The following is an 18,718-nucleotide window of genomic DNA, read 5'->3' as shown; positions in this document are numbered from 1 at the left end:
CACAGGTTCCTGACATATACATGAAAACCGTCATGAATCGGCCTCATCGTCGGCTTGCCTGTGCCGCACGCGCGGCTCGAACCGATCCAGCAGCGAACGATAGAAGTAATTGCGCGCGCGCGTGCGCACGAACTGGCTGACGTGTTGACTGGCCTGCACCGTAACGCGATCGCCGGGCTGTAAATCGGCGACGTACACGCCGTCGGCCGTGACGGCGATTCCGCTGCGGTTGCTGGACGATGGCCGGACCTCGACCTTCGCGCCCTCGCTGAGCACAATCGGCCGATCCATGCTCATGTGCGGGGCGGCCGGCACGACCAGTATGTTCTTGAGCTCCGGCGGCAGGATCGGCCCGCCGCACGCCAGCGCATAAGCCGTCGAGCCGGTCGCGGTGGCGATCACCAACCCGTCGGCATTGTAGGTCGTCGTCCAGTGGCCGTCGATATGCGTCTCGAGCTGGATCATGCGGCCGACGACGTCGCCGGACACGACCACGTCGTTGAGCGCCTCGGCCACGGCGATGACCGCGCCGTTACGAAGCACGACCGCGGCCAGCATCATGCGCTGCTCGATCCAATAGTCGCGCGCTAGCACGCGGTCGATGTACTCCGGCCATTGATCGGGTTCGCGCACCTCGGTCAGGAAGCCGAGCTGGCCCATGTTGATCCCCAGCACCGGCACGCCGAACGGGGCGCACACGCGCGCCGCGCGCAGCATGGCGCCGTCCCCGCCGATCGCGATGACGAGGCCGAATGTATCGATAAGCGAGGCAACTTCGATGTCTTGCCATTCCGTGAACACGACCGTGCCAACGCCGCGCGCGCGCAGCGACGCCGCGATCAGCTCTGCCACCGGGAAGGTTTGCGGTCGCAGCGGATGCGCCAACACACCCACCCGTGTTACTTCGCTCACCGGCGCCTCGCGTTCTGGTATCCATCCGTCGGCGGCCGAGTCTACCGTCAGGCGAAACAACTGCCAATAGCCGACCTGCAGAACAATAGCACGAACGTTCTAATTGAGCAAGATCGAGGGGCACTCATCGAACACTCATAAAACTCGCCGCAACCTTTTGCCGAATTAGCGGTCGGTATGGGTGTACGGGCAAGCAGTTCATCCCCCGACACAAACAGGTTTTCGATCAAGGAGTGAAACGTATGGCAAAGCGGTTGATCCTCGTGGCGGTGCTGGTTCTCAGCACGCTGGTTGGCGTATTCGGCGCCGCCAGTGCGCAGAGCGCGCCGGCAGTTGGCAAGTACGTGGGGGCTATCGAGAGTTTCGATGGTTCGATGCTGTGGGTAAGCGGTCTCGGTTTCCAGGCCTCGACCGCGGTGATCGACGCCAACGTGTCGCCGCAGGTCGGCGAACTCGTGGAGGTCAAGTTCACGGCCAACGGCGGTACGCTTACGGCCTACAAGGTACAGGATGTCGAGGACGATGACGACGGCATCGCGACTGTTGGCGAGATTACCGGCAATCTCGAGTCGTTCGATGCAACCACCGCCCTCGTTGGCGGCCTGACGTTTGACATCAGCCAAGCACGCATCGACGGTATCGTGTTGGTCAGCGGCGTGCTGGTCGAGATCGATTTCGTTTATGACGGCGTGCTGTTCGGCTTCCGCATTCGCGAAGGCGACCCGGACGATCTCAACGATCCGTTCGATGACGCGGACGACGACGATGACGATGATGACGACGACCGCGACGATTCGGACGGCCGGATTGCCGGTGTCGTGCAGGCACTTGATGCCGCGTCAATGACCGTTGCCGGGCTGACCTTCAACATTGTTGGCGCCGACATCGATGATGACGACGACGACGTGCTGGCGGTTGGTGTGTTTGTCGAGGTCGAGTACGTTATCGAAGCCGATGGCTCGCTGCGTGCGGTCGAAATCGAAATCGACGACGATGACGACGTAAACGATGACGATGACGACGACTTCGGCGACGACGATGATGACGACGCGTTTGATGACGACGGTGAGGTTACCGGTGTCGTTCAATCGCTCAGCGGCACAACGATGGTGGTCGCCGGTCTGACCTTCGATATCTCGCGCGCCGAGATCGACGATGACGACGAAACGCTCGCAGTCGGTGTGTGGGTCGAGGTCGAGTATGCAACCCTGAACGACGGGACGCTGCTCGCGCTTGAGATCGACATCGAGGACGATGACGATGACCGTGACGATGACGACGACCGCGATGATGACGACGACGACCGTGACGACGACGATGACGACGATGGCCGTGCCAACTGCCCGCGCCCGTCAGGCTGGGAGACCTACCGCGTCCGCCGTGGCGACACGCTCAGCCGTATCGCTGGCGCCGCTGGCACGACGGTGGATGCGCTGGTCGCTGCCAACTGCCTCGCCAACGCCAGCCTGATCCGTGTGGGCGAGCGCCTGTACGTCCCGGTTGAGATCGCGCCGCCCTCGAACTCCGGCAGCGGGTCGAGCGACGACGACGACGACGATGATGACGACCGCGGTCGCGACGACGACGATGATGACGACGACCGCGGTCGTGATGACGATGACGACGACGACAGCAGCGGTTCGTCGGATGACGACGACGATGACGACGATGATGACGACGACGATGACAGTGGCGATGACGACGACGATTAGTCGGTAAGCGCACCCCAGACGCCAATCCCAACCGTTTGTCCCGCATCATGGCGACGAACGGTTGGGACACTCACGGAATTATCAGTGAACTCTGCGCATAATCAATCTCACACAGTCCAGCGTTATCAGGAGTAATTCAGAATGAAACATACCTCTTTCGTCCGGCTCGTCGCCATCGTGCTCGCAGCACTCGTTGTGCTGACGGGTGCCGTGGGCGCGCAAGACAGTGCCGCGACCGGCACTTATACCGGCGTTGTCGACGCGTTTAACGCCAACGTCGTGGTCGCGTCCGGCGTGGTCTTCGACGTTTCGAACGCCTTGACCGATGGCTCGTTCACGCTGCGGACCGGCATCCCGGTCGAGATCGAGTTCACGATCTCGCGCGGTATTCTGTCGGCCACGCGCTTGGCAAGCCCTTCCGGCGGTACGCCCGGCGCCGGCCAGTTGACAGGCGTGGTAGAACTCGCCTCGGAGACGACCTTCGTTATCAACGGCCTGAGCTTCAGCGCCGCCGGCCTAGACATTGACGACGACGACGTGTTCAAGACCGGCGCGCAAGTCCAGATCGACTTCAGCGTGACCAGCGGCGCCTTCGCGATCACCGACATCGATCTGGCCGACAGCCAAATCGGCGTCATGATCGGCAGAGTCGACACGCTCGACGTCCCGCGCATGGAAGTTGGCACCGTTCCGTTCGACATCGCGCGCGCAGTCGTCAACGACAACCCTTACGCGCTTGAAACGAGCGCACTCGTCAAAGTCGAGTTCCGTCAGCCCCCGACAGGCATCGCGCAGGCCTCCAGCGTCGACGTGCGCGCCCCGGCCCTGACAGCCGGCCAGTCGGACGACTTCAGCCGCGTCGTCCTTGCCGGGACGGTGACGGCGCGCGACGACGACAGCATCACGGTTGCCGGCGTGGAAGTCCCGCTCGATACGTCCGTCCGCGTCGACGATGACGTACAGGTCGGCGAAGCCGCACGCGTAACGTTCCGTCCGGACGTGACCACCAACGAAATTCGTCCAACCCGGGTGCGCGGCCTCGATGACATTGACGACGTAGACGACGTCCTCGACGACTTTGACGACGACGATGACGACGACGGCGATGATGACGATCGCGACGACAACGACGACGATAACGGCGACGACGATGATGATCGCGACGACAACGACGACGATAGCGGCGACGATGACCGCGATGATGACGGCGACGATGATGACGACGACCGCGACGACGACGATGACGACGGGTGCCGTATCCCTGCGGGCTGGACAACCTACCGCGTACGCAGCGGCGACACGTTGAGCCGCATCGCCGGTGCCGCTGGCACGTCCGTGCAGGAGCTTGTGAGCGCCAACTGCTTGTCGAGCGCGAATCTCATCCGCGTCGGCCAGAGCCTATTTGTCCCGAGCGCCGTCGCGGCGCCGTCGAACTCCGGCAGCGGAGGTGGTGGTGGCGATGACGATGACGACGATGACGGCGGCGGTTCCGCCGGTGGCGGTGGCAGCACCGGCGGCGGCGACGACGACGATGACGATGGTGGTGGAGACGATGACGACGACGGCGGTGACGACGACGACGATTAAGCGGTAGACTCTGTGTGGGGCGCGGCACGCGAAACACGCCGCGCCCCGGCGAACCTCCGCCCTACGGCCGACCGCAACAAGGTGCCCCGGTGACCGTCCTCATCCTCCCCGACTTAGCGACCGAAGATCGATTGCTTGCGCAAGCACGGCGCGGCGATCAGGCGGCGATCATGCAGATCTATGAGGCGTACTTCACGCCGATCTACCAGTACATCCGGCTGCGCGTCGACGACGCGATGACCGCCGAAGACCTCGCCAGCGACGTGTTCGTGAAGCTGATCAACGCGCTGCGTGGGGCGAACGCGCCCCGCAGCAGCCTGCGCGGATGGCTGTTCCGCGTCGCCCGCAGCGAAGTCGCCGACGTCTACGGAGAGAAAGCACGCGTGACCCACACCGAACTGGATGACTGGATCCGCGAGGCGACCGACGAACAGCCGGAATTCCGGTTTCTGCAGGCGGTCAACCAGCAGCGGGCGCAGAACGCGGTTCGGATGCTGGCACCCGATCAGCAGGAGGTATTGATCCTGCGTTTCGGGCAGCAGTTGAGTTTGAGTGAAACGGCGGAGATCATGGGCAAGAGCGTCAGCGCGATCAAATCGCTGCAGTGGCGCGCCACCGAGACCCTGCGCCAAATCTTATCCGGCGATGGCAATGGGGAGGCGGCATAACATGGCGACACCCGACCGCACCCTACTCGACGCGTTCAACGAGTGCATCGATCAGCTCGCCTTTGGACAGCCGGTCGACGCCGTACTCAGCCAGTACCCGGACCTGTCCGCCGAGCTTCGCCCGATGCTGATGACGGCCAACGCGGCCCGCGGCCTGCTCGGGGTTGCCCCGGACGAGGTGCGCGACGCACGCAACCGCGTGCGGGCCAATGTGCTCGCCGCGCTCGCCGCACCGCCGGCCCCGCCCCTACGTATCCTGCCGCCGGTTCGCCGTGTGTTGGCTGCCGCGGCGGTCGTCCTGATCGTCGGGTTTATCGGCGTGCTGCTGCTGCGCCCGCCGCAGGAGCCGATGGCCGTGGTCGCTACGCTGCCTCCGCCTACCGAGACACCGACGCCCACGCCAGAGCCGAGCGAGACGAATACGGCCACGGCGACGACTTCGCCGACGCCGACATCCACCGAAACGGCCACGGCGACCCATACAGCGGCGCCGACCGATACCGCTTCTCCGACCCCGTCGGACGAGCCGACATCGACTCACACGGCGACCGCCACCGCCACGGCCAGCGCGACCGAGACCGAGTCTCCGACACCGTCGGCCACGGCAACCCCGAGCCCGACCGGCAGCCCCACGGCGACGATCACGCGCACGCCGTCGGCCACCCGCACACCGACCAGCACGCGGACGCCCACCCGCACTCCGACCCCGGACCCGAACGCCTCTCCGACGGCGACGACGGCAACCGGCGCGTGCGTCGCCGAGCGCCCGACTGGTTGGATCACGTACCGGGTGCGCCGCGGGGACACGCTCTCTGGCCTCGCCGTGGGGACCGGCACGACCGTGCAGCGTCTGGTCGACGTCAACTGCCTGACCAACCCGAACGTCTTGACGGTCAACACCGAGCTGTTCCTGCCGCGCCTGCCGTCGACCTCATCGTCTGGCAGCACGCCCGCGCCGGGTGCGACCAGTGCGCCGGGGGGAGGCAATCCGCCACCGACCGCGCCGCCGGGCGACGACGATGACGACGATGGCGGCGGTAGCGACGATGACGATTAGCGGATAGGGCTAACCGGTGACTGAACCCGACTTCTCACGACTGCAGCGCGACCTTCAGCCGATGCCCGACGACATCCGTGCGGAGCTGGAACGGTTCGGCCTGATGGACGCGTATCGCGCGCGTCCGGCCTATCAGCAGAACGACTATCTGGCGTGGATCGGGCGGGCCAAGCGGCCGGCGACCCGCGAGAAGCGCCTCGCGCAGATGCTCGACGAACTGCGCCGCGGCGACGCCTACATGAACATGCGGTATACGGCGAAGCGGGGGTAAGGGCGCTAGGGCCGGAAGTTCTAGCAAGTGGCGGTGAGAGGCAATTTCATCCCTCTCGGGATATAATTCTGTGTACGTCGTAATATAGTCTCATGCTGCGGGTAAGATGGAAAACTCACTCGGATATGTGAGACAGTATCGCGCACAGCATGCAAGCGAAGGGTAATTATGTCCGTGCAGGAGCGCATTGACAACTCAGCCACACGACATTTCAAATGGTTATGGATTGCGATTGCAGTTTCTGCGCTGTGTTTAATAATCACGTGGATACCGAACACCTCACCTGAGACCGTAAGTAGACTTCAAACAAGCGTTGCTCTTGCTGAGATACCTGTAATCATTTACGCGTTCTTGGAGCTTCGCAAAGAGATCCGCAAAGCTGGAAATGTCTTCAGTGCTAGAATTTCCGTTCTCGACGGTCGTACCAGTCGGTCGAAGTTCCATGACGAATTCCGCGATCCTGAAAAGACCTATCCAACTGTCACCGTTAGTCGCCGGAAATCACAGGCAAACTTCATTGATCACACTTTCCACCTCGTTCTAGTGGTGTATGACGAGGTCATGCTCAAGGCTCCGATGCTTACCGTATGGTGGGAAGATTCTTTGGGTGAAATCACCCCGCATCAAGTGACAGAATCCCTCGGACAGGGCTTTCAGCTCGAGTTTAGGGCAATTCGGCATGAGGACAACCGTGATCTCAGTTCTGCCAGCTATCGGATGTTTAGTCCAACAGGTTATGTTGCTTTCAAACACCCAGTCTTATATGGCTTTAACTATAAGTGGCGATCTGAACTTCCAAACCACACGTGTGTAATGCACTGCGAGTTGTGGGGCAGCAACCTGCATAGCCCGATACGGCAGGACATAACCATCGTGGCGGAGGCGGTCGACTGAATCTAACCTTGATTGCTAGTTGAGGTCGTCCATGCGGCGGTCGCTAGAATGGTTGTCGCCAAACAAAGCCACGAGGCGAGCCAACCGCATGGACGAGACCTACATTGTAACCGCATATGTCGTGTTGGATGACGTGCTGAAAGTGATGAACTACCGGGACGATGTGCGAGCGACGGTGAGCGCGGCGGAGGTGCTGACGGTGGCGGTGGTGGCGGCGCGGTACTTCCAAAACCACCATGAACGGGCCTTGTGCGTATTGCAGCGGATCGGCGCGCTGCCGGGGCTGAGCGTCTCGCGGTTCAACCGCAAACTGCACCGTCTGAGCCAGCACATCGGTCACCTGCTGAGCGTCTTGATGGAGGTGCTGCAGGCGGGGGAGGTGTTCATCATCGACAGCATGCCGGTGCCGGTCTGCAAGCGGGTGCGGGCGGGACGCTGTCGCAAGCTGCAGGGCAAGCGCTACTTCGGCCGCTGTGCGGCCAAGGACGAGACCTTCTTCGGCTGGCGCTTGCATCTGGTGTGCAGCAGTGACGGCCTGCCAGTGGCTTTCGACGTCATGCCAGCCGCTTGGCACGACCTGACTGGGGTCCAATGGCTCACCGCCGAGCTCGCGGCCGGCTCGACCGTCGTGGGCGACAAGGGGCTACAACAGCGACCTGGATGAAACGTTGTGCGACTACTACGGCGCTATTCTGCTGCTGCCCAAACGACGCAAGAACATGGTCCAGGATGTCCCCGAACATCGGGCGCTGCTGCGCCGTTTCCGTCCGGTCATCGAGACGGTTCACAGCCAGCTCGAGAAGATGGGCGTTCAGCGACTCCATGCGCGCACCAATCTCGGCCTGTTTCTCAAGCTGTACGCTTCGCTGCTCGCCTTGCTCTTTAATCCGTTTGTCTAGCAATCAAGGTGACTGAATCTAGTCTAGCTAGTACACGAGTTACCACGTCAACGGACAAAAAGAGGCCGGCGTCACCCGGCCTCCCCTCAGCACTCGCGACTGACCACGGTGTTTACGGGATGTACACCTTCATGCTAAAGGTCGGGCTCTTCGCCTTGCCTTTAACGCCGGCGCGCGTGCCGATCACCTTCCATGTGTATTTGCGCAGGACTCCGGTGGCCGTTGTATCGACGATCATATACATCGGGCATGAGATCGAACAGTTCGAGTTGGGGAGATTCGTCGTCCCCACTGTGGATCCGTCCTGGCGATACATCGTGCCTATGTACGACATGACGACATCGTCTGAATGGAATTGGATGGTTACGAGATAGATCCCTGCAACGTTAAAGGCGGCGACGGTCGCGCCATTCGCCGGGGAGTCCAACGTTAGTGGCTGCAGCATGTCCACGACAAAGGTGCGCTTGTTGCTTTTGGCGATCGCCTGCCCTGCACCATCCTTGGCCTTCACTGACCACGAATACGTGTCGCCCTCATTCCACACCCACGCGTTAACGGTCGAGTCGAGAACCGTCGCGCAGCGCAGCATGAAGCAGTCGACCCCGGTCGCGATCAACTTGATCGACTGCGACCCGTTGACATTCTTCACCGTTACAGCGTAAAGCGCGGCCTCTGGGATGAAGTCCCAGACCAGCGATACCGCCGGGTCAAAGACCGCCTCGCCATTTTCCGGCTCGTGCAGCGGGATATTGGGCAGCGCTCGCGGGGAATGACCTTGGGCGAGGGTCGTGGATAGCAGCGCGGCCAACAGCACCGCGAAGAGGAACAGTCGAGTGAGTCGAGACGGTTTCACGGTGTGCGGCCCTGTTCAGAACCTGATAACGAACAGCATACACCCGTTTTCAGGTTTGCGCGGGATGGTGTTTCGCGCTGGACCCGGGACAGAATTAGGCGCGCCAGCATCCCGCGCGAAGCGCCTCACACAGATGCTCGACGAGCTCCGCCACGGCGACGCCTACATGAACATGCGGCATACGGGGAAGACGGGGATGAGGAGGGAGTGGGGAACGGGTACAGAAGTGCTCTCGACATCGTCAGTCTTTGCCCAAGAATCCTTCGAGCCTGAGCATCGCGAACTGCGAGAATGTCAGCGCGAGATGTCGCAGCAACCGCGCCTGATCACTTCGTGCCATGTAAGGATGCCCACCGGTTTCACTGAGTAGGCCGTACACTTCCTTAAGAGCTGAAACTTCCTTTTCTTCCAGTAGTTTGGCCTTCGCAAGGTAGCCGCGCACCTTGCTGGGCCAATCATAGACGTCTGAAGACAAGAACTCGCCCGATGTGTGTATCGAGTGTCGATTCGCGACTTCGCTGAGAACCTTCTCAAGATACTTGCGCGCATTTCCAATAGCGTCTTCCCAACCACCACGACTGTAATTCTCTTCTGACAGTCCTAGGTGACGCAAGGCAACATCTATATCGTTAAGCTCGAGCCGCCGGTACAGATCCTCAAGTACGTTCCTCTCTTCTTCGCTGTCAACTACATCGCTATCAGGCATCAGAAGATTTGGCGCACGGTATAGATATCCGTCGAGTTCAAGCGCCCGAAGAACCGAGGTTCGTATCGGGGTCAAGTCTGCTACGGTGCGAATCTCGCGTTCATCGATTCCTCGGATCAATTCTCCGGCCAGATTGTATAGATACTCCTGTCCTAACCTCTGTCGCTGATCCTCGGTCCAGTTCGGAGTGATTCCAGAAACGAATTCTCCTGTGTGAACGCGCATGACAAATTCCTTGACAACCCTGGAAGAGCTATAAGTATCTACATGCTTGCTCGCGTGGCGAAGCATGTTGCAGAACCATGGCTCGAAACCCGCCGCAAATGCAAAGTCATACAGAGATTCATACGCTACTTCCGTTGAGTACTTCGTCGTATAACGTGTGTGAGTCCTTTTCTGATGGGAAAATACCGCCTGATAGGCTTCAGCAAGTGCGATACAGGTCTTGCGGCTAATCATTTCTTTTTCGCCTCGCCCGCAAAGTTCACGTGCAACTAGAATATCGAGACTAATTTTAAACTCTTACCACGATTACTCAACTCCTCAACGAACGAGCATAATTCTATATGGTATGTTTCCTAGATAACTCGCGTTACGTACTGGAGCCTATTTCAATAATACGGGGCGATGGTGGCAACAGGCCGCAGTAGCCGGTTGAGGGACCATTGGATAAAGGCAACCAGACAGAACGCTTTGAAGTTTTCCAGCTTGCGCTCGTAGCGCACGACCAGCCGACGGCAGTTGTCCATCCACGCGAAGGTGCGTTCGACAACCCAACGCCGGGTGCGTCCCAACGGCGCCTGCGGCCGACCGCGCCGCGGTCGGTGGCCCTCGGCACGTTTGCGCTGCGGGATCCGGGCCGGATCCTCGCCGGCGCAAGGCGGCCCGCGGACGTCGGCTGTCGAACCCTTTGTCAGCGCCCAGCGCGCGCGGGCGACGCCGGGGTTTGCGCTTCGCACGGGGGCACCATAACGTCATCAATCACGGCTTGCGCCAACGTGACTTCGTGAGGCGTGGCGCTTTCCACCACCACCCCAATTGGCAACCCATGTCCTTCTACCACCAGCATCACTGACTGCCTTTGCCGACCTTCGTCGTTCCGACGCCGGAGCCCCCTTTTTAGCGGGGTGAAACTCCCATCCAGAAACGCTTCGGTCCATTCCAACTTGCCTTGCGCATCCAGTTGCCCCAGCAGCGCCCGCCAGATCCGCTCCACGTCCCGTCCCGCTGCCAGCGATCCAGCCGCCGCCAGCACGTCACATGGTCGCCGAACTCTTCGGGCATATCTTTCCATTGGCAGCCCGTCTTCAGGACGAACAGAATGCCGTTCAGCGTACGGCGATCATCCGCACGCGGTCGCCCGCGCCCCGGCTTCTGCTTAGGGATCAACGGCTCCAGGATTTCCCACTGTTGGTCAGTCACGTCATGTCGGCTCATCCCACCAGTGTACCGTTACCGCTCAATTTTTGAAACCGCTTCTGGAGACATCACGATGCAGCGTTTTTCCGCAGTTATCATCACTTGCCTAGCCCTCATCCTAGCATTGTTGCTTGTTAACCAGTCGTCGATCCAAGCCGCGCAACCTCTGCAGAGTGAGCAATATGAGTACATCGCGATGAGTTATTACGGGCTTATCGGTATGGCACTAATCCACGGCGAAGATGCCGTGGCTGCACCTTTGAGACAAGGCATTGATTCCATTCGTGCCACACTTTCAGAGGATGAATCCTCACTGCCTCTCCCCATATATCTTTCGCATCTGGGTGAACAAGGTTGGCGCTTGGTTGAGACGATTCCCGACCAGAACACCATCTACTTCGTTCTTGAACGGACTAAGTCAAACTAGGCCGAGTCATACCGGCCTCTCCTCAGCACTCATCACTCGTCACGCAGCACTGCCCCTACGGCGTGCCGAGAATCTGCGCGGTGCGGTCGAGCGATCCCACGCTGTAGTACTTCGCGTCGGGATGGTGCGCAAAGATCGCCGCCGTCGACTGCTCCGGCACCCACTGGTACGACTCGGGCGTCAGGCTGAGGCCGATCTCGGCGGCTTGCGGCAGCAGGCGCAGCACGATCTGATGGTCGGCCAAATCCGGGCAGGCCGGATACCCCCACGAGTAGCGCTTGCCGCGATTCTCCGCCAGGCCCAGCTCGCGCCGGACGTGCGCGGTCATGTAGTTGGCGGTCGCCTCGGCGGCTTGCACGGCCAGCCCGTGGAAGAAGTACGCCTCGCTGTAGTTGTCCGCCGTTTGCAGCGCGTCGAATTTCGCAGTCGCCGGCTCGCCCACGGTGACGACTTGCAGCGTGACCACATCGATCTGCCCGCTGTCGACCGGCGCGTAGTAGTCGCTGATGCACAGATATTCGCCAGTCGTCTGGCGCGGAAACGCGAAGCGCGCAATCTCGACCTTGTCCAGCTCGCCGCCGTTGCGATAGTTGAACGGCGCGGGGTCGTACACGATCAGGTCGTCGCCATCGCTCTGTGCGGGGAAATACCCGTAGGCGGCCTGTGGCAGCAGCGACTTGTCGCGCAGTGCTTCGCGGCTCATCCGGTCGAGGCGCGCCTCGAACTCGGCCTCCAGCTTGGCCCACTCCTCGCCGTGGGTGTTCTTCGCGCCCCAACTCAGGCGGTACAGCTCCGGCTTGTGCAGGTGCTTGAGCACGATCTCGAGCGGCATATACGCCACCTTGCGCGATCCCCAGAACGGCGGCGTCGGGACGTCCGGCGCGGGCTTGACCGTCTTGACGATGGCCGGCCCGGCAGTCCGGCGGCGAGGCGAGGGCTTGCCCTGTTCCGCATACGCCTCGTCCACGATTTGCCGCACGAACGTCTCGCGCGCGGGACCGGTCAGGTTGTCCATCACCGACAGCCCTTCAAACGCGTCGTTGCAGTAGAACACACCCGGTTCATACGGCGCGCTGGTGTCGTCCAGAAACAGGATGCGCCGGCCAAACTTGCGGTTGATCGCCGCGCCGCCGATCAGCACCGGGTATTTCAGGTCGCGCCGCGCCAGCTCGTTGACGATCAGCGGCATCTGCTTGCTGGTGCTGACCAGCAGGGCGGACAGCCCGATCGCGTCGGCGTTGTACTCGACGGCCTTGTCGATAATCGTGTTGGCCGGCACCTGCTTGCCGAGGTCGTGCACGGTGTAGCCGTTGTTGCTCAGGATCGTCTTGACGAGATTCTTGCCGATGTCATGCACGTCGCCGTAGACGGTCGCCAGCACGACGACGCCCTTGCTCGATCCCTCGACCCTGTCCATGAACTGCTCGAGGTAGGCGACCGACTTCTTCATCGCCTCGGCGCTTTGCAGCACGAACGGCAGGATCAGCTCGCCCGCGCCGAACTTGTCGCCGACCTCTTTCATCGCCGGCAGCAGCACGTTGTTCAGCACGCCGACAGCGTCCTGCCGCGTCAGGCAGTCGTCGATCAGCCGTTCGACGCCGTCCTTCTTGCGGTGGACGATCTGCCAATGCAGCGCCTGCTCGGACGTCATGCCTTCGGTCGGGTCAGCCTGCTCGCCACCCGCCACGGCGACCTGATTCTTCTCGAAATACTGAATGAAGCGCGGCAGGGCGTCCTCGTCGGTGTTGAAGATCAGGTCGTCGGCGACCTTGCGCTGATCGGCCGGAATCTCGGCGTACGGCGTGATGTGCGCTGGATTGACGATCGCCATGTCGAGGCCGGCCTGCACCGCGTGGTACAGGAACACGCTGTTCAGCACGCCGCGCGCCGCCTCGCCCACGCCGAAGCTCACGTTGCTCACGCCAAGCGCGGTCATCGCCCCCGGCAGGCTCTGCTTGATGAGCCGGATCGCCTCGATCGTCTCGACGGCGTCGTTACGCAGCTCGGCTTGGCCGGTCGTCAGCGGGAACGTCAGCGTATCGAAGATCATGTCGTGCGCGCTCAGGCCGTAGTCGTTCAGCGCGATGTCGTAGATGCGCCGGGCGATCTCGAACTTCTTCTCGCGCGTGTGCGCCATCCCGTCTTCGTCAATCGTCATCGAGATCACCGCCGCGCCGTGCTTCTTGGCGATCGGCAGAATTTGGTCGATGCGCTCGCGGCCGTTCTCGAGGTTGTTGCCGTTGATCACGCCGCGGCCCGGATACAGCGCCAGCGCCGCTTCGGCCACTTCCGGCTCGGTCGTGTCGATAATTAGCGGGACTTCGACCGCCTGCGCCAGCTTCTTGACGACCGCCTGCATCTGCGCCAGTTCGTCGGCGCGTTCGGTAAGCGCCACGCACACGTCCAGCATGTGCGCCCCGCTGGCGACCTGATCGACGGCGATCTGCACGATGCTGTCGTAGTCGTCGGCCAGCAGCAGGCGCTTGACCTTGCGCGACCCCTGCGAGTTGACGCGCTCGCCGATCAGTGTCGGGCCGGGGTTCTGGATCATCGGCGTGGCCGTCATGCCGCTCGACACCCGCGCCACATCCGGCACCGTCCGCGGCGTCGGCCGCCGGAGAGAACCAAGTGCCGAGTCCTGAGTGCTGAGTACTGAGTGATCACCGCTCCCCGCACCGTCTTTCTCCCCTCTCCCTGAGGGAGAGGGGCTGGGGGTGAGGGCTTCTCCAACGCCAACCTCACCCCGCGTCGCTGCGCTCCGCTGCCCCTCTCCGGGGGGAGAGGGGCGATCCACCTCGCCCACATCATCCTCCCCTCTCCCTGAGGGAGAGGTGTTGGGGGTGAGGGTTTCTTTCTCCCCTCGCCCCGCTTGCGAGGGAGAGGGGTCGGGGGTGAGGGGCGCATACTCCCGCCCATGCACTTCCTTGTACAACCGCTTCAAATGCTCCGGCGTCGTGCCGCAGCACCCGCCAACAATGCTCACGCCCCAGCGCGCGAACTCGCCCACCATGTGACTGAACGGCTCGGGCTCCATCGGATACACCGCCTCGCCGTCCACGTTGATCGGCAGGCCGGCGTTGGGCAGCACGCTGATCGGTAGGCGGCTGTTCTCGACCAGATACTTGATCGGCGCGGTCATGTATTCCGGGCCGGTCGAGCAGTTCATGCCGATAATGTCGATCGGCAGGGCTTCGAGGGTCGCCAGCGCGCCGCCGATGTCGGTGCCGAACAGCATGCGTCCGGTCGTGTCGAGCGTGACTTGCACCTGCAGCGGAATCCGCACACCGGCGTCTTCGAAGTAGCGGTTGATGCCGACGATCGCCGCCTTGACCTCCAGAATGTCCTGCGACGTCTCGACCAGCAGCACGTCGGCACCACCTTCGGTCAGCCCCTGCGCCTGCTCGTAGAAGATCGCGGCCAGTTCCTCGAAGGTGATGTTGCTCAGGTCGGGGTCGCTGCCGCTGGGCAGCTTGCCGGTCGGGCCGATGCTGCCGGCGACAAAACGCGGGATGCCCGTCTGGGCGGCGACACGATCGCATACGCGGCGGGCGAGCTGTGCGGCGGCGCGGTTGATCTCCAGCGTGCGGTCCTGCAAGCCGTATTCGGCCAGCGTGAGCCGGTTGCTGCGGAACGTGTCGGTCTCGACCGCCTCGCTGCCGACGTTGAGGAACGATTCATGGATCGCCTCGATGATGTCGGGCCGCGTGATGACGAGGAAATCGTTGCAGCCGTCGTACTGCGCCCCGCCGAAATCCTCGGCAGAGAGGTCGTACTTCTGGATGCTCGTGCCCATCGCGCCGTCGAAGATCACGACGTGGTCGTTCACGGCGTCCAGATAGCGGCGGTTGGTGAATGTGCGTTCGGTCATGGGCAAGTCCTAGTCCTCCCGTGTCTAGTCCACGACACGTGGGTCTGAGTCCGCGAGCGATTCCTTGAACCGCTGCAACTGCTCATCGTTCATGGTTGAGCGCAGTGCATCGAGATCTCGCACGAAGTCTTTGCCGGATGTCCCCGCCGCAGCTTCTCGGGCAAGATTGACCGCTTCAAGGATTCGCGTTCGATCGTCAGCTGCCAGCGTGCGAAGGGCGATCAGCAGCTCGTACTCGTCCGGGGTGATCTGAATTGCCAGTTGGGCTTGAATGTCCGTCATCTCAGTACCTCCTACAGGTTCGCGTACGCGCGCTCGACACGGTCGGCCAGCGCGAGCCACTGTGCCGTGTCCAGCGCCGCGACCTCGGCGTCCATCCACAGCAGAATCGGGATCTTGGCCGCGTCGGGGTCGGTGTACTCGCCCGTCTCCGGGTCGAGCCGATTGTCCCGCACGCGGGCGAACAACTCGGGATGGCGCGCGTAGAACGACTCGCCCATGGCGGCGATGATGGCGTTCCCTGCCGCGCTGACCAGCAGGGCAGGCCGTTCGGCGTCGTCACGCTCGCGCTGAGCCGCCCGGCACAGCTCCAGCACGGCGTGCATGAACTGCGCGGCCCCCGGCGTGTGATAGTCCGCGATGATCTGGTCTGGCAGTTGATCGGGCGCGAAGCCGTAGCTCATCACCCCGGCCAGCAGTTGACGCGGCAGCCCGCGAAGCTGCATGTCGTACGCCTCGCGCGCCTCGACCACCGGCAGCAGTGCGGTCAGGCCGTCGATCACCGCCGAGAGCGCCGCGAACAGCGGCAGCCCGGCCAGCAGTCCGCCCAGCTCGGCTTGCAGCACGGCCCACTCGCGCGCGGACGCGGCGGCCCGCAGGGCGGAAAGTCCGTCCTGTGCTGCGGCGTCCAAGGCGGCGGATGATTCGTCGGCGTGCGAGTCCATGATGGCGCGTCACCTCGGTAAAAATCAAAAACGCCCCGCCGAGCGTGCGGCAAGGAGCGTGACAATTCGGTGCATTCACTCGGCTGTCGGCTCATCTTTCCGCGTTCGGCGGACGGAAGGCGCACCGTGCCGGCGCTCCGGCGGTTGCGGCAGGATCGCGGGCCCGTGTGCCTCCCCTGCGTCGTGATGAGGTCTGTCTGACTGCATTGTAGGGCTAATCGCACGACGCGGCAAGAGGCGCGTGGTCACGACCCGGTTGGGGCCGGCCGCTCAGTCAGCGGAAGGGTCGTAGACGAGCGTACCGCTGGCTACGCGCGTGGCAACAGGCGGCACTGGGGTAAACGAGCGCGATATGGTGAGATCGGGCGTCGTAGGGTCAATGATGAAGCGAGTCGTTATCCCTGCCGGCTCAAATTGCATTCCGGACACAATAGGACCGGCTGGACTCAAGACAACGCCGATCGTTGCATATCGCCACGGCACGACGCCCGGCATGCCTTCCATACCCATGATGGTGAACTCGCCCTCGGCTTGGAGCACGACCACAGGCGTCGTGTTTGGCAAGACATTGACCCCGTAGACGAATGAGTTGAGGATGGTCTGCCACTGCCCGTAAGTGATGCGATAGACGGCCTGAGACTCGATCGTACCGCCGAACCCGCGCTGCTGAACGGCGATATCCACGATGAACTGCGCGAGTGCCGCGTCATCCAGATCCCGCGGATCTGTTGTCGTTTCGGGGGTCACCGTGCTGGAGGCCGCCGGGGGCGGCGTGAGCAGCGTGGTTACTCCAAGTCCGAGGAATAGCATTGATCCTAGTACGTAACTTGCGAGTTTGCCACGCATCGTCTACATCCCTTCGTTATGGAGCAAGGATATCCTTCATGCAGTCGAAATCGTTGACGTCCGTAAGACCCATGCAGGTTATAGGCGCGTTGCGCGTGTCGGGGTCGCGCTTCGTCCACGACTTCAGCACGATGGTGTAGTCACTCTTCAGTTTGAACCATTCCATGTCGCGAAAACGTGCATGCCCGATATGGCTCTTGCCAGAAGTTTGTCCCCATGCGCCGCCAAAGACTCGGTCAGCCACATGGAAACCGTACTGGGTAGCTTCGATCGTTACCGTGTTGGTTAAGGTCGGAACGTTCGGTATCCCGTAGGTAATCTGCCAGAGGCCGTAATTCGGAAGGTATTCAACCTCAAACTTGATCTTGGTGTTCGGCACAGGCGGTGTGTGGATAGCTGGAACAAGGTGCTCGCGAAAACTGCCTGTGTCATCTCCTGATAAAATCCATACAGGGATGCTTCCGCCCTGCGTCCCGAGCGTCATTACAATACCAGCAGTCAAGTACCTATACTGCGTCGATCCATAGTCCTTGCGCACACCTGTGAAGTAGTGGCGAAAGCCAGATCCGGTTTCTGGGTATTTGATGTATCCAACGACACCAACAACCTTACCTGACTTTACGAATCCGTCCGACGCGCTTGAGGGGCTGTTGTAATCCTGTCCAAAAGCAGTAGATGCGAGCAGCAACACCACCAGCAATACGCAGTTGTATGAAATAACACGAGTCCGCAGCATCATCAACACCTGCCCCGCACATCATGTACCTTCCCTGCTAAGAATCATATTCCCGGGGGGGGTACTGTCAACTAGTACATGTGGGGCCAACTGAATTCGAGAGTTCCAGTGCGGCAAGAGGCGCGTGGTCACGACCCGGTTGGGTGCATTGTCATGCCTCAATTTGACAGCTCATGAAATTCTCATATCCTGAGAACAGCCGCACAGATCATCCGGCGGCGGATCACTTTCACACTCATGCCAAAGGACCGTGACTCATGCGTCTCATTCTCTCCCTCCTCCTATCGGTGATCGTCGGGGCAGCCATGGGCGGCCTGTCGTTCGGCGCAGACGTGATCGGCTACTACCTGATTCTGGTTTTGCCGCTGGCGACGGGCGCGCTGGTCGGTCTCGCCGTCACACGGCCGGCTCTTCCGGCGCGCATCCCCACCTTCCCGCTGTTGATCGTCGCGCTGATCGGGTGCGCCGTCGCTGTTGGCGTGTACTGGGGTGCAACGTTCCTGAAGTACCGCGAGGATCTGACGCAGATGGTGCAGACCGAGTGGAACGTCTCTCGGGAAGAGGCGGCCGAAGCCGTGCCGCAGCTTGAGCAGGAAATCTACGGTACCAGCGGCTTCCCCGCGATGATGTCGCTGTTGGCCGAGACCGGCTTCTCGATCACGCGTACGGGCTCGTCGTCCTCGTCTACGGGACTCACGCTGCAAGGCGGCGTCGCCTACGCCTATTGGATCGGCGAGATCGTCCTCATGCTGATCGTCGCATGGGCGGCGGTATTCCGACGCTATACCACCAATTACGGCAAGAAATTCAAGCCAGAACCGCAGGCCGCGTTCGTTTCCAACGACGTCATCAGCGCCGACCGGCCGATCCGGTAGGCTGCCCGGATGCGCGGGGTCGTCGGTTGAAACCTCGCGCATCC

At 61.8% G+C, this 18,718-nt stretch carries 20 protein-coding genes and 1 riboswitch; of the genes, 10 read left to right on the top strand and 10 right to left on the bottom strand.

Features of this window, described 5'->3' with window-relative positions; all coding sequences use genetic code 11:
* Nucleotides 1-30: 30 nt before the first annotated feature.
* Entirely contained in the window at nt 31-912 is an 882-nt protein-coding gene (locus tag IPM16_23830) for an NAD(+)/NADH kinase (GenBank protein ID MBK9126139.1), read from the bottom strand.
* A gap of 242 nt (nt 913-1,154) precedes the next feature.
* On the opposite strand from IPM16_23830, the gene IPM16_23825 reads away from it, so the two are divergent.
* From IPM16_23825 to IPM16_23790, 8 genes are all read left to right on the top strand, one after another.
* Nucleotides 1,155-2,624 carry a LysM peptidoglycan-binding domain-containing protein gene (locus IPM16_23825; protein ID MBK9126138.1) on the top strand — a complete coding sequence of 490 codons (1,470 nt, stop codon included), beginning with the start codon at nt 1,155-1,157 and terminating at the stop codon, nt 2,622-2,624.
* Nucleotides 2,625-2,765: 141 nt separating this feature from the next.
* The gene (locus tag IPM16_23820) at nt 2,766-4,211 is read left to right on the top strand and encodes a LysM peptidoglycan-binding domain-containing protein (GenBank protein MBK9126137.1); all 1,446 of its coding nucleotides are present in this window, start codon (nt 2,766-2,768) and stop codon (nt 4,209-4,211) included.
* A gap of 89 nt (nt 4,212-4,300) precedes the next feature.
* The gene (locus IPM16_23815; GenBank protein MBK9126136.1) at nt 4,301-4,879 is read left to right on the top strand and encodes a sigma-70 family RNA polymerase sigma factor; all 579 of its coding nucleotides are present in this window, start codon (nt 4,301-4,303) and stop codon (nt 4,877-4,879) included.
* 1 nt (nt 4,880) lies between these two features.
* Nucleotides 4,881-5,936 carry a LysM peptidoglycan-binding domain-containing protein gene (locus tag IPM16_23810; GenBank protein MBK9126135.1) on the top strand — a complete coding sequence of 352 codons (1,056 nt, stop codon included), beginning with the start codon at nt 4,881-4,883 and terminating at the stop codon, nt 5,934-5,936.
* A gap of 61 nt (nt 5,937-5,997) precedes the next feature.
* A complete protein-coding gene (locus IPM16_23805) occupies nt 5,998-6,207 on the top strand; it encodes a YdeI/OmpD-associated family protein (GenBank protein MBK9126134.1) in 210 nt (69 codons plus the stop codon).
* Nucleotides 6,208-6,375: 168 nt separating this feature from the next.
* Nucleotides 6,376-7,101, top strand: coding sequence for a hypothetical protein (locus IPM16_23800; GenBank protein MBK9126133.1), 726 nt, complete (start codon nt 6,376-6,378; stop codon nt 7,099-7,101).
* 88 nt (nt 7,102-7,189) lie between these two features.
* Nucleotides 7,190-7,765: a transposase gene (locus tag IPM16_23795; GenBank protein MBK9126132.1), complete on the top strand. Its 576-nt coding sequence runs from the start codon at nt 7,190-7,192 to the stop codon at nt 7,763-7,765.
* Between the two features lie 4 nt (nt 7,766-7,769).
* Nucleotides 7,770-8,000: a hypothetical protein gene (locus IPM16_23790; protein ID MBK9126131.1), complete on the top strand. Its 231-nt coding sequence runs from the start codon at nt 7,770-7,772 to the stop codon at nt 7,998-8,000.
* Between the two features lie 112 nt (nt 8,001-8,112).
* Here IPM16_23790 and IPM16_23785 read toward each other — a convergent pair whose 3' ends face one another.
* The 4 genes from IPM16_23785 to IPM16_23770 all read right to left on the bottom strand — a co-directional run bounded on the left by IPM16_23785 (nt 8,113) and on the right by IPM16_23770 (nt 10,981).
* On the bottom strand, nt 8,113-8,853 hold the full coding sequence (locus IPM16_23785) for a hypothetical protein (GenBank protein ID MBK9126130.1): 741 nt from the start codon (nt 8,851-8,853) through the stop codon (nt 8,113-8,115).
* Between the two features lie 241 nt (nt 8,854-9,094).
* Nucleotides 9,095-10,018, bottom strand: a complete 924-nt coding sequence (locus IPM16_23780) for a hypothetical protein (protein ID MBK9126129.1) — start codon at nt 10,016-10,018, stop codon at nt 9,095-9,097.
* A 152-nt stretch (nt 10,019-10,170) separates the two neighbouring features.
* Nucleotides 10,171-10,518: a transposase gene (locus IPM16_23775; protein ID MBK9126128.1), complete on the bottom strand. Its 348-nt coding sequence runs from the start codon at nt 10,516-10,518 to the stop codon at nt 10,171-10,173.
* A gap of 160 nt (nt 10,519-10,678) precedes the next feature.
* Nucleotides 10,679-10,981: a transposase gene (locus tag IPM16_23770; protein MBK9126127.1), complete on the bottom strand. Its 303-nt coding sequence runs from the start codon at nt 10,979-10,981 to the stop codon at nt 10,679-10,681.
* 70 nt (nt 10,982-11,051) lie between these two features.
* On the opposite strand from IPM16_23770, the gene IPM16_23765 reads away from it, so the two are divergent.
* A complete protein-coding gene (locus IPM16_23765) occupies nt 11,052-11,405 on the top strand; it encodes a hypothetical protein (GenBank protein ID MBK9126126.1) in 354 nt (117 codons plus the stop codon).
* Nucleotides 11,406-11,460: 55 nt separating this feature from the next.
* Here the strand turns inward: IPM16_23765 and IPM16_23760 are convergent, their stop codons facing one another.
* From IPM16_23760 to IPM16_23740, 5 genes are all read right to left on the bottom strand, one after another.
* Nucleotides 11,461-14,415, bottom strand: a complete 2,955-nt coding sequence (locus tag IPM16_23760; GenBank protein MBK9126125.1) for a dihydropteroate synthase — start codon at nt 14,413-14,415, stop codon at nt 11,461-11,463.
* An 882-nt stretch (nt 14,416-15,297) separates the two neighbouring features.
* On the bottom strand, nt 15,298-15,555 hold the full coding sequence (locus IPM16_23755) for a hypothetical protein (GenBank protein ID MBK9126124.1): 258 nt from the start codon (nt 15,553-15,555) through the stop codon (nt 15,298-15,300).
* An 11-nt stretch (nt 15,556-15,566) separates the two neighbouring features.
* Complete coding sequence (locus IPM16_23750; GenBank protein ID MBK9126123.1) at nt 15,567-16,217, bottom strand: hypothetical protein; 651 nt, start codon at nt 16,215-16,217, stop codon at nt 15,567-15,569.
* Between the two features lie 88 nt (nt 16,218-16,305).
* Nucleotides 16,306-16,410: riboswitch (SAM riboswitch) on the bottom strand.
* A gap of 77 nt (nt 16,411-16,487) precedes the next feature.
* Nucleotides 16,488-17,063, bottom strand: a complete 576-nt coding sequence (locus IPM16_23745; GenBank protein MBK9126122.1) for a hypothetical protein — start codon at nt 17,061-17,063, stop codon at nt 16,488-16,490.
* A gap of 16 nt (nt 17,064-17,079) precedes the next feature.
* Nucleotides 17,080-17,802 carry a hypothetical protein gene (locus tag IPM16_23740; GenBank protein ID MBK9126121.1) on the bottom strand — a complete coding sequence of 241 codons (723 nt, stop codon included), beginning with the start codon at nt 17,800-17,802 and terminating at the stop codon, nt 17,080-17,082.
* Between the two features lie 254 nt (nt 17,803-18,056).
* Between IPM16_23740 and IPM16_23735 the strand changes: the two genes are divergently transcribed.
* Nucleotides 18,057-18,674: a hypothetical protein gene (locus IPM16_23735; protein ID MBK9126120.1), complete on the top strand. Its 618-nt coding sequence runs from the start codon at nt 18,057-18,059 to the stop codon at nt 18,672-18,674.
* Nucleotides 18,675-18,718 lie beyond the last annotated feature (44 nt).

This window comes from Candidatus Flexicrinis affinis (assembly GCA_016716525.1).
Classification (GTDB): Bacteria; Chloroflexota; Anaerolineae; order Aggregatilineales; family Phototrophicaceae; genus Flexicrinis; species Flexicrinis affinis.
Note: the sequence above shows the minus strand (reverse complement) of the source record. Positions and strands in the feature narration are given on the sequence as shown.

Coding starts and splice junctions, on each gene's coding strand:
- IPM16_23825 (MBK9126138.1), top strand. CDS start 1,155: ATGGCAAAGCGGTTGATCCTCGTGGCGGTGCTGGTTCTCAGCACGCTG.
- IPM16_23820 (MBK9126137.1), top strand. CDS start 2,766: ATGAAACATACCTCTTTCGTCCGGCTCGTCGCCATCGTGCTCGCAGCA.
- IPM16_23810 (MBK9126135.1), top strand. CDS start 4,881: ATGGCGACACCCGACCGCACCCTACTCGACGCGTTCAACGAGTGCATC.
- IPM16_23805 (MBK9126134.1), top strand. CDS start 5,998: ATGCCCGACGACATCCGTGCGGAGCTGGAACGGTTCGGCCTGATGGAC.
- IPM16_23800 (MBK9126133.1), top strand. CDS start 6,376: ATGTCCGTGCAGGAGCGCATTGACAACTCAGCCACACGACATTTCAAA.
- IPM16_23795 (MBK9126132.1), top strand. CDS start 7,190: ATGGACGAGACCTACATTGTAACCGCATATGTCGTGTTGGATGACGTG.
- IPM16_23780 (MBK9126129.1), bottom strand. CDS start 10,018: ATGATTAGCCGCAAGACCTGTATCGCACTTGCTGAAGCCTATCAGGCG.
- IPM16_23765 (MBK9126126.1), top strand. CDS start 11,052: ATGCAGCGTTTTTCCGCAGTTATCATCACTTGCCTAGCCCTCATCCTA.
- IPM16_23760 (MBK9126125.1), bottom strand. CDS start 14,415: ATGGTGGGCGAGTTCGCGCGCTGGGGCGTGAGCATTGTTGGCGGGTGC.
- IPM16_23755 (MBK9126124.1), bottom strand. CDS start 15,555: ATGACGGACATTCAAGCCCAACTGGCAATTCAGATCACCCCGGACGAG.
- IPM16_23750 (MBK9126123.1), bottom strand. CDS start 16,217: ATGGACTCGCACGCCGACGAATCATCCGCCGCCTTGGACGCCGCAGCA.
- IPM16_23745 (MBK9126122.1), bottom strand. CDS start 17,063: ATGCGTGGCAAACTCGCAAGTTACGTACTAGGATCAATGCTATTCCTC.
- IPM16_23740 (MBK9126121.1), bottom strand. CDS start 17,802: ATGATGCTGCGGACTCGTGTTATTTCATACAACTGCGTATTGCTGGTG.
- IPM16_23735 (MBK9126120.1), top strand. CDS start 18,057: ATGCGTCTCATTCTCTCCCTCCTCCTATCGGTGATCGTCGGGGCAGCC.